The sequence below is a fragment of the Streptococcus pantholopis genome, assembly GCF_001642085.1.
GTDB lineage: Bacteria > Bacillota > Bacilli > Lactobacillales > Streptococcaceae > Streptococcus > Streptococcus pantholopis.
In genome coordinates, this window is record NZ_CP014699.1 from 2,130,957 (window position 1) to 2,146,838 (window position 15,882).

At 40.5% G+C, this 15,882-nt stretch carries 14 protein-coding genes; 12 read left to right on the forward strand and 2 right to left on the reverse strand.

Features of this window, described 5'->3' with window-relative positions:
- Positions 1-43 precede the first annotated feature (43 nt).
- From purH to A0O21_RS09925, 3 genes are all read left to right on the forward strand, one after another.
- Complete coding sequence (purH, locus tag A0O21_RS09915; protein WP_067064727.1) at positions 44-1,591, forward strand: bifunctional phosphoribosylaminoimidazolecarboxamide formyltransferase/IMP cyclohydrolase; 1,548 nt, start codon at positions 44-46, stop codon at positions 1,589-1,591.
- 39 nt (positions 1,592-1,630) lie between these two features.
- Positions 1,631-2,377 carry a hypothetical protein gene (locus A0O21_RS09920; RefSeq protein ID WP_067064728.1) on the forward strand — a complete coding sequence of 249 codons (747 nt, stop codon included), beginning with the start codon at positions 1,631-1,633 and terminating at the stop codon, positions 2,375-2,377.
- Between the two features lie 194 nt (positions 2,378-2,571).
- Complete coding sequence (locus A0O21_RS09925) at positions 2,572-3,525, forward strand: sugar-binding transcriptional regulator (protein ID WP_067064729.1); 954 nt, start codon at positions 2,572-2,574, stop codon at positions 3,523-3,525.
- A 262-nt stretch (positions 3,526-3,787) separates the two neighbouring features.
- Here the strand turns inward: A0O21_RS09925 and A0O21_RS09930 are convergent, their stop codons facing one another.
- Complete coding sequence (locus A0O21_RS09930) at positions 3,788-5,095, reverse strand: type II restriction enzyme (protein ID WP_067064730.1); 1,308 nt, start codon at positions 5,093-5,095, stop codon at positions 3,788-3,790.
- Between the two features lie 3 nt (positions 5,096-5,098).
- Positions 5,099-5,953, reverse strand: a complete 855-nt coding sequence (locus A0O21_RS09935; protein ID WP_067064737.1) for a DNA adenine methylase — start codon at positions 5,951-5,953, stop codon at positions 5,099-5,101.
- Positions 5,954-6,351: 398 nt separating this feature from the next.
- On the opposite strand from A0O21_RS09935, the gene A0O21_RS09940 reads away from it, so the two are divergent.
- The 9 genes from A0O21_RS09940 to A0O21_RS09980 all read left to right on the forward strand — a co-directional run bounded on the left by A0O21_RS09940 (position 6,352) and on the right by A0O21_RS09980 (position 15,640).
- Positions 6,352-7,152, forward strand: coding sequence for an SDR family oxidoreductase (locus A0O21_RS09940; RefSeq protein WP_099092228.1), 801 nt, complete (start codon positions 6,352-6,354; stop codon positions 7,150-7,152).
- Between the two features lie 384 nt (positions 7,153-7,536).
- On the forward strand, positions 7,537-7,965 hold the full coding sequence (locus A0O21_RS09945) for a PTS sugar transporter subunit IIA (RefSeq protein ID WP_067064741.1): 429 nt from the start codon (positions 7,537-7,539) through the stop codon (positions 7,963-7,965).
- Positions 7,962-8,453, forward strand: a complete 492-nt coding sequence (locus A0O21_RS09950; protein WP_067064744.1) for a PTS sugar transporter subunit IIB — start codon at positions 7,962-7,964, stop codon at positions 8,451-8,453. Before A0O21_RS09945 ends, A0O21_RS09950 begins: the two co-directional genes overlap by 4 nt.
- A 34-nt stretch (positions 8,454-8,487) precedes the next feature.
- Positions 8,488-9,285, forward strand: a complete 798-nt coding sequence (locus tag A0O21_RS09955) for a PTS mannose/fructose/sorbose transporter subunit IIC (RefSeq protein ID WP_067064746.1) — start codon at positions 8,488-8,490, stop codon at positions 9,283-9,285.
- A 353-nt stretch (positions 9,286-9,638) separates the two neighbouring features.
- A complete protein-coding gene (locus A0O21_RS09960; RefSeq protein ID WP_067064749.1) occupies positions 9,639-10,481 on the forward strand; it encodes a PTS system mannose/fructose/sorbose family transporter subunit IID in 843 nt (280 codons plus the stop codon).
- A gap of 26 nt (positions 10,482-10,507) precedes the next feature.
- Positions 10,508-11,713, forward strand: a complete 1,206-nt coding sequence (locus A0O21_RS09965) for an iron-containing alcohol dehydrogenase (protein WP_067064751.1) — start codon at positions 10,508-10,510, stop codon at positions 11,711-11,713.
- Between the two features lie 188 nt (positions 11,714-11,901).
- Positions 11,902-13,134, forward strand: coding sequence for a zinc-binding dehydrogenase (locus A0O21_RS09970; protein ID WP_067064753.1), 1,233 nt, complete (start codon positions 11,902-11,904; stop codon positions 13,132-13,134).
- Positions 13,135-13,229: 95 nt separating this feature from the next.
- Complete coding sequence (locus A0O21_RS09975) at positions 13,230-14,213, forward strand: Gfo/Idh/MocA family protein (protein WP_067064754.1); 984 nt, start codon at positions 13,230-13,232, stop codon at positions 14,211-14,213.
- A gap of 242 nt (positions 14,214-14,455) precedes the next feature.
- Positions 14,456-15,640, forward strand: coding sequence for a LysM peptidoglycan-binding domain-containing protein (locus A0O21_RS09980; RefSeq protein WP_067064756.1), 1,185 nt, complete (start codon positions 14,456-14,458; stop codon positions 15,638-15,640).
- Positions 15,641-15,882: the final 242 nt, after the last annotated feature.

A 15,882-nucleotide genomic window follows, 5' to 3' on the forward strand; every position in this document is an offset into this window, starting at 1 on the left:
CTCTGCTGTTCAAGGAAAGTATCACAAATGAAAAGGAGAAACCATGACAAAACGCGCATTAATCAGCGTCTCTGATAAAACAGGTATAGTAGAATTCGCCCAAGAATTGAAAGTTCTTGGCTGGGATATTATTTCAACCGGAGGAACAAAAACTGCTCTTGATAAGGCTGGAATAGACACTATTGCTATAGATGATGTGACAGGTTTTCCTGAAATGATGGACGGCCGTGTGAAAACTCTTCACCCTAATATTCACGGAGCTCTTTTGGCGCGTCGTGATTCAGACAGCCACCTGCAGGCAGCTAAAGACAATCAGATCGATTTGATTGACCTTGTTGTGGTTAATCTTTACCCTTTTAAGGAAACCATCCTTCGTTCGGATGTGACCTATGATTTAGCGGTAGAGAATATCGATATCGGGGGCCCTTCTATGCTGCGTTCAGCAGCAAAAAATCATGCCAGTGTAACAGTTATCGTTGATCCCGCTGATTATACTTCCGTGTTGGAAGAACTGAAAAATAGCGGGGAAACTGCCTACACCACCCGCCAGCGTTTAGCAGCCAAAGTTTTTCGTCATACTGCAGCTTATGATGCCTTAATTGCGGACTACTTCACCGCTCAAGTCGGAGAAAGCAAACCTGAGAAGCTGACTCTTACTTATGATCTTAAACAGCCGATGCGCTATGGGGAAAACCCTCAGCAAACAGCCGATTTCTACCAAAAAGCCCTGCCAACCGATTATTCGATTGCTTCTGCCAAACAGCTAAATGGTAAGGAATTATCATTCAACAATATTAGAGACAGCGATGCAGCTATCCGCATTATCCGTGATTTCAAAGATCGTCCAACCGTTGTAGCACTTAAACATATGAATCCCTGCGGTATCGGCCAGGCTGATGATATTGAAAGGGCATGGGATTATGCATATGAGGCTGACTCAGTATCTATTTTTGGCGGGATTGTTGTTCTCAACCGTCAGGTTGATGCGGCAACGGCTAAGAAAATGCACAGTATTTTTCTTGAAATCATCATCGCACCTAGTTATACAAAAGAAGCCCTAGCTATTTTGACCCATAAAAAGAAAAATTTACGTATTCTTGAACTGCCGTTTGAGGCACAGGATGCCAGCGAGACTGAAAAAGAATACACAGGCCTTGTCGGCGGACTCTTGGTGCAAAACCAAGATGTAATTAAGGAGACTCCTGCTGATTGGCAGGTAGTGACCGACCGGCAGCCCGATAAACAGGAAGCGGCAGCTCTTGAATTCGCATGGAGAGCCATCAAGTATGTAAAATCAAACGGCATCTTAGTGGCTAATGACCACATGACCTTGGGTGTCGGTCCGGGCCAAACCAACCGTGTCGGTGCGGTGCGTATTGCCATTGAACAAGCTAAAGACCGATTGGACGGCGCAGTTCTTGCCAGTGATGCCTTCTTTCCTTTTGCGGACAATATTGAAGAAATTGCTTCTGCAGGTATTAAAGCCATCATACAGCCAGGCGGCTCTGTCCGTGACAAAGACTCTATTGATGCAGCTAACAAACATGGCATTGCCATGGTCTTTACGGGCGTAAGACATTTTAGGCATTAAGTATTCAAATAGGAAAAACAGGGAGCAGAGAGGAGATTTATGAGGAAATATGTTAAGAACAATTGGAAAATTTTACTGCTGCTTATTGTATTGATTATTTTATCAGGGCCCTTTTTTTCAGTGCTGATTTCTTCTTTTTCAGCTTATTTAAATGGAGATCTGGGCGACTGGTTGAGTTTTTACGGGGCCATTACAGGCCTTGTTATCTCTCTTCTTATCATTCATCTGCAGCTCTTTCTTGATAGGGAAAGAGAGAAAGCAGCTAACCGGCCGGTTCTTTTTCTGGAGAATGATTATCAGGCGATAAAAAGCGGCAGTCAGGTTTACTATCATGATAAATACTGGTTTGGTTTAATTCAAAAAAATAAAATAAAAACATTAACTAACCAATCTTTGAAAAATTTTTATGCTCAAGAAGATAAAAGAGATAAGACGCTGTCGCTGGAAATTGTCAATAACCAGCCTATCTTTAACCTTCATATTCAATTTGGAGACGGAGAAAGCTTTGCCGTTATTCCAAAATTATCGGAAGGGCAGAAAATTTATGTCATTTCTAAAGAACATCAGGAAGCAATATTTTTCTATCTGCGGACAAATAAACCTGATTTTAATCATGTCCCAAAAAGGATAAGACTGCATTTTACAACCTTAGCTGGAGAAACCATTTACCAGGAGTATACTGTTGATGCAAAACAGTACTGCAAATTAATAAAAGAAAAGTATGGCGTAAATTATCCTAAATTACCAGAAGGAAGTCACCTTTGCGACTACTTTATTAAAGCCTGAACTTAATTTTCCGTCTGATTTAAGCCCGATAGGGCTTTTTAGTCTGCCTTATTTTTGAATGATTTTAGCAGGATGACACCGGCAATGCAGAAAAACATTCGGAGGGAGCACATTAGTGATTGGTTAATAACAATTGAAATAATTCTGTTTTATGCTAAAATACTAGCATAGATTAGAGATTTAGAGGTATCAGTATGCTCGCTGAGGATAAACTGCTGGTTAAAATTGCAGAAATGTATTATCAGGAAAATAAAACACAAAGTCAGATTGCTAAAGCATTAGGTATTCACAGGACAACAATCAGCCGTCTTTTAAAGCAGTCCCGAGAGGAAGGGATTGTTCAGATCAGTATCAAATATGATAAAGCTGGGACTTATGCGATTGAAAAGCAGCTGGAGAAGACTTTTGGCTTACAAAAGGCCATTGTTGTACCGACAGCCAGTGATTTGGAACGCAAACAAAAAGACATACTGCTGGCCCAGGCTTTAGCAGCTTATTTAAAAAAATTACTGCATGACGATATGACCATCGGTTTCTCTTGGGGAGCTACATTATCGGCAGTTGCCAGTCAAATACCGGAGCTTAATCTATCGGGCATTGTCTGTGTCCCGATGATCGGCGGCCCTTCAGGCCGTTTAATCAGTGATTACCATGTCAATACCATTACTTACGAAGCAGCGAAAAAACTTCATGGTATTGCACTTTTAATTGATTCTCCAGCAATTCCTGAGACAAAGTCCTTAAAAGAAGAGCTGCTGAAAAATGTCTTTAATCAAGAACTCATCAGACTTTGGGACCGCCTCGATGTGGCGATAATGGGCGTAGGCAGTCCCCTTCTCAAGGATAATCAAACATGGCAGGACTTTTATGGTCAAGATATCATCGAAAATATCAAGGAAAAGGACATAGTCGGAGATGTTGTCTCAAGATTTTACAATATTCATGGTGAGCACATCGCAAATGAGCTTGATGAGCGGTTGATTGGTATTGCTGCAGATAAGCTGCGCAACTGCCCTTACCGCATTGGCGTAGCCGAATCCAAGGATAAGGTGGCTGCTCTGATAGGAGCGCTCAGAGGGGGCTATGTCAATGTTTTAGTGACCACTGAAGAAACAGCAAGAGGAATTTTGGATACTCTGCCTCAATAAGAAAAACAGCTAAGAGTGTTTTTAGCTGTTTTTTTATGGAAACGATCTGCTTACCGTCTCCACAATATAAATTATGAAGTCGTCGTATGCTATACAATGATTCTTAATGTTTAGGAAACTAGTTAGCTAGTTTCATGTATTTTTTAAGATCGGACTTAAATAATGAGAGCAAACCTTACCCGGCTCACTTCTGCTGTCATTGCTATATTGGATAATAGATAAAGCTGAAGCTGCCTTCAATTCTGACAGGGATTCTTTATAACTATAAGTTAGGTAGGTTAAAAATCCATTTTAACCAGCTAATAACAGTACTTGAGCGTCTTGAAGCCACACTCTTACTACAAACATTGTACTCCAGTTCTAATTCTATCACTCTTTGTCTGTCTGGTATCTGGCCATTATTGATAGTCTCTTCAAAAAGTTTTCTAAAAATTTGGTGTGATAAAATTAATTTTACAAGTAACAATTGTCTATTTTTATAGTTATCGTGATACACCTTTCTTCCTAAATTTGTCAATCTGTATCTGATAAATCCACCTTCAGTAAATTTTTCAAATAATCCTAGATACTTTCCGGCATTAAAGTAATAATCTTTTTGCCGACTAGTAAACTGCATTAGATTTTCGATGTCTTCACCAGTCATTGAACTTTCATTCATGTTTTCCAACAGAGAAATAATTCGTTCAAAGTTATCTGCCTGAACAAAAGGGACAGAACTCTCAGACATAGTATCGCTAATAATATCATCTGGTTTTATACTCAAATTAATTTTCTGGATCTCTTCAATTGATATCGTTGTGTCTTCTAATGAATAATTTTTGACCTTCACTAACTCAATGGACGAATAGTTTTCCTTCTCTCTAAAACGATATTCCATTAATCTAAATATTTTATTTGTATATATAGAAAATATCAACTTTATAGGTTTCTTGACTTTGCCTTCCCACAATCTATATGGGTAATACAATTGTCTGACATGAAAATCTTCATGTAAAACGTTTTTTGCTTCTAATATAACTACATAATTTTTTGATTCAAAGCCCCCATCAATTTCCACCTGAGCCTTATTAACATCCACTTGTCTTAGTATTCCTCTGTCAGTGGCAACAAAAAAACTAAAGACTCCCGAGGACATCCTGCCATCAAAAGTTTCATACAAAAGATCTTCTGGTTCAAGTTCTAAGAAATCTTCAAGAATTCCTGAAATTTGCAAAACATTAATTGCATTTGCTTCTGAAGTTATATTATCAACGTCTATAGTCTCAAGATCCGGCAAAGTTATAGTTGATATGTTTTTAATATGTTCAGTAAGTGGAGGTAAATCTTTGTACAATAAAAAATCACTTAATACATAAGAACTTCTACTATCTGGTAAAATATTAATCTTATTCTTCTTCAAACTACTAGGAAGCTGTTCAGAACTATCCCACTTTGCCATTAATCTAGGCTCTTTAACCTCTTTTATTTGAGAAGACTTTATTTTATAAATGCCTTTCTCATGAATTTCTTCCAATATACTATATTTATCTAATAATTTTTGCCATGCCTGTGAAACATCTATTTTTTCCATAATTTACTCTTTTTCATAGTTATAAATCAAAACCTCAGCAATATCTCCACGTTTATTGGCTTTACTATTAATACTGCGTTTGGCTTGTACAACTTCAATTTTAAACATTAAAGAATCTGAGTATAATTCAAGAATTTCTTTTGTATAGGAATTAGATTGTAAAAATTTAATTCCTTTTTTATGTAACTTAACACATTCGTCTCTTAATTCAACCTGTTTTGAGTAATCAAAACCTGATTCTGTATACCCAGTGAAATTTGCAGAAGATGATATTGGCATGTAGGGTGGATCCAAATATACAAAGGCATCTTTTCTTAACCCTTTTAATGCATTTTTATAATCTCCTGTCATCAACTTTAAATTGACTGAGTTAAAATAATTTGAAACCGCTTTAATAGTAATATCATTTACAATAGCTGGATTCTTGTACTTTCCATAGGGCGCATTGAATTGTCCTGAACTATTCACACGAAACAAACCATTGTAGCATGTTTTGTTTAAATATAAAATTCTTGCTGCTTTCTCTATTTCTGGCATCTTATTATAGTCTTCATCTCTATCTAATGAGCGTACACTATAATAGTATTCTTCGGAATTTTCTTTTTGATGCTTTTGCAATAGACTAATTAATTCGTCTGGATTTTCCCTAATTACTTGATAAACATTCATCAATTCTTTGTTAAAATCATTTATTATTGCTTTTTTCGGTTGCAGATGGAATAAAAGAGCTCCTCCCCCAACAAACGGTTCTACATATGTTGAAATTTTTTTAGGAATAAATGGCTCTATACTAGGTAGTATCTGACGCTTTCCACCTGCCCATTTCAATACCGGAGCTACTAAAATATTTTTTTTCATTTTTTACCTCAGTACTTTATTATATCATACATTTTTGTCTTCACTTTCTTATTCGTATCTATTTCCAATTAATACAAAAATTCTATTTAACTTTTTTGCTATTTCTAACTAAGTGTAGTGTTTCTTCTTAGTTTTTAAAGCACCTTGCTGGGAAACATAAATTGCCTGCAAGGCATTTTATTAAACACATTATACAGAAAGTACTTGTGTTTGTCTAACCTAGTAAGGTTAGTTTCTAACATTTATGCGATCGTGTTTGAAACTAATAACTGCTATCACATTTGTTATTTAATTTTAAAAAATGTGAAAAAATCTGTTGACAGCAGAAATAGATAATGTTATATTAAGTTCGTAACAAATGTTATTTAAAAATCACAAATGATAAAAGGAGGAGGAGGATTATGACATGGCTGAGTATTGAGAATAAAGTAATAATTGTCACTGGCGGTTCATCGGGGATTGGACAGGCTATTGTGGAAGAGCTTCTGGCTAATGGGGCGAAAGTAGCAAACTTTGATTTGACAGAACAGACCAATGAAAATGAATGTCTGCTTTTTATCAAAACAGATATCAGTTCACGCTCAGAAGTGGAGAATGCGGTACAAGAAGTTGTTGAGCAGTGGGGGACAATTGATGGTCTTGTTAATAATGCTGGCATCAATATTCCTTGTTTACTGGTGGATCAGCAGCAGCCCTACAGTAAATATGAACTCAGCGATGATATTTTTGAACGGCTGGTTGCTGTCAACCAAAAAGGGCTCTATCTAGTCAGTCAGGCTGTTAGCCGTGTTTTGGTAAAAAAACAATCAGGTGTTATTGTGAACATGGCCTCTGAAGCTGGGCTTGAAGGTTCTGAAGGACAAGGTATTTACGCTGCTACTAAGGCTGCTGCTTACAGTTTTACACGCTCTTGGGCAAAGGAACTGGGGAAATACGGTATTCGTGTGGTTGGTGTAGCTCCGGGCATCATGGAAGCAACCGGACTTAGAACCCTAGCCTACGAAGAAGCCTTAGCCTATACCCGTGGAAAAACAGTTAAAGCACTTCGAGAAGGTTATTCGTCTGTTGATACGATACCTCTGGGCCGCAGCGGAAAACTGAAGGAAGTGGCTGACTTGGTTCTCTATTACCTGTCAGACCGTGCCTCCTATATCAGCGGTATTACAACTAATATTTCTGGCGGAAAAACACGAGGTTAAACACGCCCTAAGAGATGTGCAGTGAAATCGTCCAGTGGATGATTTCATCCCGAACCCAGAAAAAGGAGAGTGGGGGGAGCTGGAAATCGGAGATTTCGGACTTACCGCCAGCCGTAAACGTCTGAAGGCTTTGTCGCCTTAACAGTCGCCCGCCCCCTTCTAGTCGTTCTGGCAGAGGTGCGTCTGCGAAATCAGAGATTTCGGACTTACCGTCATTTTTGCTGTGCTTTTTTAAGAGGCATTGTATCTTGATGAACTGAACACGGCCTAAGAGCTGTGCAAAAAAGATAAAACTTCCTCGAAACTAAAGTTTCTTTGGCTGTTTTCCTATTTTTGCCCTGCTCTTTTAACGGCCTTTGTATCTTGGTGTGAGGAGGGGATTAGATGGCTCAAGTTATTTTGACAGCACATGGTCATTTGGCCGCAGAGATGAAAGCCTCAGCGGAAATGCTGTTTGGGGATTTACCGGATTTTCATACGATTGATTTTTTAGCAGAAGACGGTCTGGACAGTCTGTCCGAAAAAATTTATCAAAAAATGAAAACGCTTAACTGTCCGCTGATTATTTTTGCTGATCTATTTGGAGGCACACCGTTTAATGCAAGCTGCTCAGTTGTTTTGAAACATCCGGAACTAGAGGCTGAAATTATTTCAGGTATGTCTTTGCCCCTTGTACTGGAATTAGCAGCTATGCTTAAAAACCGTCCAATCGGGGAAGCGGCTTCGGCTCTTCTTGATTTAGCAAGTGACAGTGTTCGGTTGTTTGATAAACACTTAAAGCCGCTTGAAACAGAAGAGGAGGATTTTTCATGAAAATTAAATTAGCGAGAATCGATGATCGTTTGATTCACGGGCAAGTCGCAACAGTTTGGGCTAAAGAAGCTGGTGCAGAGCGGATTATTATTCCAAGTGATGAAGTGGCTAACGATGAAATCAGACGAACTTTAGTTAAACAGGCTGCCCCTCCGGGGATTAAAGTAAATGTTGTCACCACAGAAAAAGCGATTAAAGTTTATCATAATCCTAAATACAAAGATGAAACGGTCTTTTATTTATTTACTAAGCCGCAGGAAGTCGTTGATTTAGTGAAGAGAGGCGTTCCGATTGACAGTATCAATATTGGCGGTATGCAGTTTCAAACCGGGCGTATTCAGCTGACAAAAGCCGTTTCGGTTTTTAAAGAAGATGTTGCTGCTTTTTATGAATTAATTGATTTAGGGGTTAAATTGGATTGTCGTGTGGTAGCAACAGACAGCCCTAAGGATTTTGAAATATTGCTTAAGCAAGCTGTTTTTAATTAGTTTTGCCTGATAAAGCAGGAAAGAGGGGGACGAGATGGCTCTATCAGTTTTACAAATTATACTTATCTTTATTTGGTCCAGTATTACTGGCATGGGCAGTGTTTTAGATGAATTTCAGACCCACAGACCGCTGATTGCTTGTACTGTAACCGGCCTTATTTTGGGGGATATCACAACCGGTATTATCCTTGGAGGGACACTTGAATTAATTGCCCTGGGATGGATGAATATTGGGGCGGCTCAGTCTCCTGATTCTGCCTTGGCCAGTGTTATTTCGACGATTTTGGTGGTTGTCGGTCATCAGGATATTCAAAAAGGGATTGCTATCGCCCTGCCGGTAGCGGTTGCCGGTCAAGTCTTAACAGTTTTAGTACGGACAGTTACTGTTGCTGTTCAGCACGCGGCTGATAAAGAAGCACAGGATGCTCATTTTGGAAGAATTATCTTTTTGCATTTCTTTGCTTTAATATTTCAGGCTATGCGGGTCGCTGTTCCAGCTACTTTAGTAGCTGTATTTGTTGATGCGGCTGCGGTAACTAGGATGCTTGATGCGATACCGGAAGTGATTACTGGCGGCCTTGCAGTGGCTGGCGGTATGATTGTTGTTGTGGGTTATGCAATGGTACTTAATATGATGTTTATTAGATATTTGATGCCTTTCTTTTTCGCAGGCTTTATTTTAGGCGGCTATTTGGATTTCAGCTTACTGTCCTTTGGTGTTATAGGTCTTATCCTCGCATTGGTGTATGTACAGCTAAATCCTCATTTTGCTACAACAGTCAGCGCTGGTAGTGAGAATCTTCGTTTAAACGATGATGAATTGGAGGACTGATGAACACGGCCTAAACGCTGCGGGAAAAAGATGGCCTGATCTAGAATCTGATGATTCGTCAGTCAGTCCCCTATTTTCCTTTTGCGTTTTTAACGGCCTTTGTATCTTGGTAAACTGAACACGCCCTAAAATCCTAGTGAAAAAGATGGCTGTCAACGTGATGTCGCCATCACTTGCCATCCCCTATTTTCATACGGATTTTTTAACGGGCTTTGTATCTTGGTGAACTGAACACGGCCTAAGAGCTGTGCAAAAAAGATAAAACTTCCTCGAAACTAAAGTTTCTTTGTCTGTTTTCCTATTTTTGCTTTGCTCTTTTAACGGCCTTTGTATCTTGGTGTAAGGGGGGAATTATGGCAACACAGGGTTTGATAACTGAGAAGAAGATAAGTAAGCAGGATTTATTTAAAACATTTATTTATTCTAATTTTCAGCAGGCTTCTTTTAATTATGAACGGATTCATGCTTTGGCTTTCTGTGTCGATATGATTCCTACGATTAAGCGGGTATACAGCAGTAAGCAGGATCAGGCAGATGCTCTGAAACGTCACTTAACTTTTTTTAATGTTACTCCGGCTATGTGTGGTCCTGTTATCGGGGTGACGATGGCTATGGAAGAGGCGCGAGCTAACGGTGCGGATCTGGATGATGGGACAATCAGCAGTCTGAAAATCGGTCTGATGGGACCGCTTTGCGGTGTAGGAGATCCTTTGATTTGGGGAACGTTACGCCCTATTACAGCAGCCATTGGAGCTTCTATGGCCTTGAGCGGGCAAGTACTGGGCCCGATTACTTTTTTCCTAGCCTTTAATATTATCAGACTAGCGATTAAGTGGTATGGTTTAAGTTATGGCTATAAACAGGGACTGGGGATTGTTAAGAATTTATCTGGGAATATTCTTCCAAAGTTAACAGAGGGGGCAACTATCCTCGGGCTCTTTGTCATGGGTGTCTTGGTTACTAAATGGACTAGTATCAATGTTTCGCTGACGGCTTATAAAACCACTGGAGCAGATGGCAAAACTGTGGTGACGACTATCCAAAATATTTTAGACGACTTGGTTCCTGGTTTGTTACCTTTGGCACTCACTTTTGCGATGATGTATTTTCTTCGAAAAAAGGTCAGTCCGATACTGCTGATTTTTGCTTTATTTGCTGTCGGGATTGCTGGGTATGCGCTGGGACTACTGTCATAGCTAAATGGAACGGCAGGAGGCAGATAATGGAGAATTTTCGATTATACATACCGACAGATATTCGTTTTGGTAAAGAGCGATTAAGGGAACTGCCAGAAGCACTTGAGCCCTTTGGAAAACGTGTCTTATTTGTTTATGGCGGCGGTTCAATCAAAAAAATAGGCCTGTATACTAAAATTATGGCCTTATTGAAAAAGCATAACCTTATAGTCGCTGAATTATCCGGTGTTGAGCCTAATCCACGTATCGAATCGGTTCGTGAAGGGATAGCTATCGCACGGCAGCAGCAAGTAGATGTCATTTTAGCTGTTGGCGGCGGTTCTGTTATCGACGCCAGCAAAGTGATTGCAGCTGGTGTCTATTATGATGGAGATGCTTGGGATTTAATCACAGACAAAAGTCTAGTGGGGGAAGCCCTCCCTCTTGTAACTATCTTGACACTGGCTGCGACTGGATCGGAGATGAACCGCAATGCGGTTATCTCAAATCTTGCGACTAAAGAGAAACGGGGGACCAGCGGCTGGGAATTGATTCCGCGGGTATCGTTTTTAGATCCAACCTTGACTTATACCGTATCCAAGTGGCAGACAGCAGCAGGTTCAGCTGATATGATGAGCCATTTGTTTGAGCAGTATTTTAACAGAACTGAGGGAACCGATGTTCAGGACAGTATTGCGGAAGGTCTTTTGAAAACTATCATCAAACATGCGCCAATAGCTATTAGGGAACCAGACAATTATATCTCTCGTGCTAATTTGCTATGGGCTTCGACCTTAGCTCTGAACGGGCTGGTCGGTCAAGGCCGTTCGGGGGCGTGGAGCTGTCATGCCATTGAACATGAACTGTCTGCATACTATGATATTACTCATGGTATAGGGTTGGCTGTTATCACGCCCCGCTGGATGAAGTACTGTATAGACAGAGATGCCAGTACACATGCTAGGTTTGCAGATTATGCCCGCAATGTTTGGGGACTGACGGATGGAACTGATAAAGAACTGGCACAAAAAGCCGTTCGGCAGACCTATCGCTTTTTCAAAGATCAGTTGGGTATTCCGATGACTCTACCGGAAGTAGGGATCAAAACACAGGATATTCTTGCAGAAATGAGCCAAAAGGCTGTTGAACATGGCAACTTATCTGAAAACCGTTTTGTCAACCTAGGGACAGAGGCTGTTGAGCAGATTTTAAGGGCTTCCTTTGAACCGATGGATAATAATGAACAATCCTAAAACAAAAACTATTAATTGCAGAGGCTATTTATGGAAAGAGCGAGGATGTCAGAATTAAAGACACCATATAAATACTGTTTGATTGCATATAGCATCATTTTAAAAAATGGTGTTTACAGCAGGGGCATTGCTCGTTCGATACTATTTAGCCTTTGTATTTTATTTTGGGGAAGGAGTGAGCTATTAGAATGAAAACCAAAGCAGTACGCTTGTACGGAAAGAAAGATTTACGATTAGAAGAATTTGAACTGCCTGCCCTCAAGGACAATGAAATTTTAGCATCAGTAGTTACTGACAGTATTTGTATGTCATCATGGAAGCTGGCCAATCAGGGCTCTGATCATAAAAAAACGCCAAGTAATCTGAATGAGAAGCCGATTATAATCGGTCATGAATTTTGTGGGGAAATTTTAGAAGTCGGAAAGAAATGGCAGAAGCAATTTAAAAAGGGACAGCGCTATGTTGTTCAGGCTAATCTGCAGCTGCCGGACCGTCCGGACTGTCCGGGCTATTCTTACCCTTATACAGGAGGCGATGCCACATATATTATTATTGACAATGATGTTATGGAGCAGGATTGTCTGATTGTCTATAAGGGAGACAGCTTTTTTGAAGGTTCTTTATTGGAGCCGCTTTCCTGTGTTATTAGCGCTTTCGAAGCTAATTACCACTTAATTGAGGGGAGTTACCGCCATAAAATGGGAATCAAAGATGGCGGAAATTTACTTATTTTGGGCGGGACCGGACCAATGGGGCTTTTAGCGCTTGATTATGCTCTGCATGGACCGGTCAATCCTCGTCATCTTGTTGTCACGGATGTAAATCAGGATAAGCTTGAACGTGCCAAAAAACTCTATACACCGACAGAACAAACAAAACTCAGCTTTGTTAATACTAGAGATATGGACAATCAAGAGACTGTTTTGCGTGACACTGCAGGCGGAGAGGGATTTGACGACATCTTTGTTTTAGTACCGTCTGAAGCGCTTGTGACAATGGCTTCCAATCTCTTAAATCCTGATGGCTGTTTGAACTTTTTTGCCGGACCTCAGTCTAAAGACTTCCTAGTACCAGTGAATTTCTATGATATTCACTATGCTTTTACTCACTATGTCGGGACTTCAGGCGGCAGTGCAGCTGATATGCGAAAAGCTGTTGAAACGGTTGAGCAGGGCAATATATCTGCGGCAAATATTGTGACACATGTGCTTGGCTTAAACGCACTGGCTGAAACAACGCTGTCACAGCCGGAAATCGGGGGCGGAAAGAAACTCGTTTATACGCATAAAAACTTTGAGCGGCTGGAGTTGACAAAGGCAGACCAAAGCGATCTGATTTTGGCTGAGATTTTGGGCAAAACAGGAGGTATTTGGAGCAAGGAAGCCGAGGATTATATTTTGAAGAACTATCCTGAAATCTGAAAAAGATTGCAATTTCTAAAAGAATTGCTATAATCCTTTATAGTAGGTTATAACTTGCTTGCTGTGTGAAAGACTAAATAAAGGAGGCGAGCACCGTGGATCAGTCAACACAATACAATTGGGCAACTTTAGGGACTGGCGTGATTGCCAATGAATTGGCACAGGCTTTAGCAGCTCAAGGCAGAAAGCTCTATTCGGTGGCTAATCGGACTTATGAAAAGGGATTAGCCTTTGCTCAAAAATATGGGATTGAAAAAGTTTATAAGACAATTGATGAAGTTTTTGATGACCCTGAGGTCGATATTATCTATATTTCTACCCCGCATAATACCCATATCGAGTTTTTACGAAAAGCTTTAAGCAAAGGCAAACACGTTCTGTGTGAAAAATCGATTACGCTCAACAGTGAAGAATTGGCAGAAGCTATTAGACTGGCTGAGGAAAACCATGTTATCCTTGCAGAAGCCATGACGATTTTTCACATGCCGATTTACCGTAGGCTGTCAGCGATTGCAGATTCTGGAAAATTAGGAGAACTCAAGTTTATCCAGATGAATTTTGGCAGCTATAAGGACTATGATATGTCCAACCGTTTTTTCAGCCGCAGCCTTGCAGGCGGAGCTTTGCTGGATATCGGAGTATATGCCATCTCTTTTGTGCGCTGGTTTATGCGCTCAAAGCCAAATCAGCTTGCCTCGCAAGTAAGACTGGCTCCGTCAGGTGTTGATGAACAAGCAGGGATCCTTCTGTCCAATGGAGCGGGTGAAATGGCAGCTATCAGCTTAAGCCTCCATGCCAAACAGCCTAAACGCGGGACTGTTGCCTATGATAAAGGTTATATTGAAGTTTATGATTATCCGCGAGGTCAAAGAGCTGTTATCACCTACACTGAAGACGGCCATCAGGAGGTGATTGAGGACGGCAAGATGGCAGATGCCCTTGCCTACGAAGTAGCCGATATGGAAAGAGCTGTTTCCGGTGAAGAAAATACGATGTGTCTCGACTACACTCAAGATGTGATGGCTATTATGACAGAACTTCGCAGAGAATGGGGATTAGTCTATCCCGAAGAAGAATAAAAGACTTAGCTTAAACAACAGTATTTTACTGCCCTCCCAATCTGTCATCAGATTGGGATTTTTTCCTATACAGCGTCTTGTCTGACCTCCTTCAGCTAATATCAATAGTTAGTAATATATGACAAAACAGAGGCGATGTTACATCTCAAAGACAGTTTCTTTAAATTACTCCAGATAGTCTTGTCCCATTCTGAATTTATGATAAGATAAAAAAACAAGAAAAAAAGAAAAGGAAATAAGTAATGAAAAAACGTCATAAAATACTATTAACATCGACCCTCCTTCTTTCTGCTTTTCCGCCTCTGGCTATTCAGGCTCAGGAAGCAGCAGTGGGCCGAACATGGACTCCCCGTACTTTAGAAGAGGTCAAGTCAGACCTTGTGCAGTCTGAAGACAGTCGCAGCTACACCGTCCAATATGGTGATACCCTGAGTACTATTGCTGCAGCGCTGTCTGTGGATATGGCTGAATTAGCCAAAATCAACCAAATTGCAGATATTAATCTCATATTCCCAGGGACTGTTTTAACGACGGTATATGATGGGCAGAATCAAGCAAAAGAAGTTACAATTGAAATTCCGGCTGTCGCAGATGAGACAGAGCCAGTTGTTGCCGAGGCAGATTTGGCTAATAATGAGCTGGTAATAGAGGGTCAAACCCTCCCTCTGAAAGATATAGGTAGGGAAATTTCTGCTGAGCAGGGCAGCACTGTAACAGAAATCTCAGAACAGTCAGAAGCGGTTTCAGAATCTGATACTGCTAATCAAGAGCAGAATTTAGATGCTGACACAGCAGACGTTCAAACAGAACCGGCAGCAGAAATAACCGAAGAAATTCCAACAGAGGAAGCGGCTGCTGATGAAGTGTCGTTGGAAGCCGAAGAGCCAGTTGCAGAGGACGCCCCCGCGACTGAAGACACGGCAGAAGTTCCAGCTGAAGAAGTGATTGAAGAAATTCCGACAACAGAAGAAACTGCGGACGCCTCAGCTGCTGAAATAGCTGAAGACAGTCAAGAACCAGCAGCAGAATCCGTGCCTGTTGAAACTGCAGCAAGCACAGAAGCTGCTCTGGCAAATCCTGAAAATGCCGGACTGCAGCCCCAGGCCGCAGCCTTTAAGGAAGAAGTTGCGTCTGTTTTTGGCATCAATTCTTTCAGTCTCTTCCGGGAAGGCGCTGATGATGACCATGGACAAGGTTTGGCTGTTGATTTTATAGTTGGCGAGAATGCTGATTTAGGCAATCAGGTAGCGCAATATGCTGTTGACAGCATAGAAGCTAATAACATTTCCTATATTATCTGGGAACAGCAGTTCTACTCACCGTACGACAGTATCTACGGATCAGCCTACACATGGAATGACATGCCTGACCGCGGCAGCATCACCGAAAACCACTACGACCACGTTCATGTATCGTTTAATGGATGATTTATTACAATTCGCTTAATAACCAATTAAAAAGAAGGCTCTGAAGGGTCTTCTTTTTAATTCCTTTCTTTTAGCGCATCACTTCAATAATATTTTTTCAAACAGATACAATTTTTTGTTGCTTTGATTACGAAATGTCGTATACAACGCCCGTATACCGAACAAATGTGTTATAATAATCCTATATAATTCGTGAAATATGCTTGTTTTGCGAAAGGGTTTTAGTTTTTGGATAATGGTTT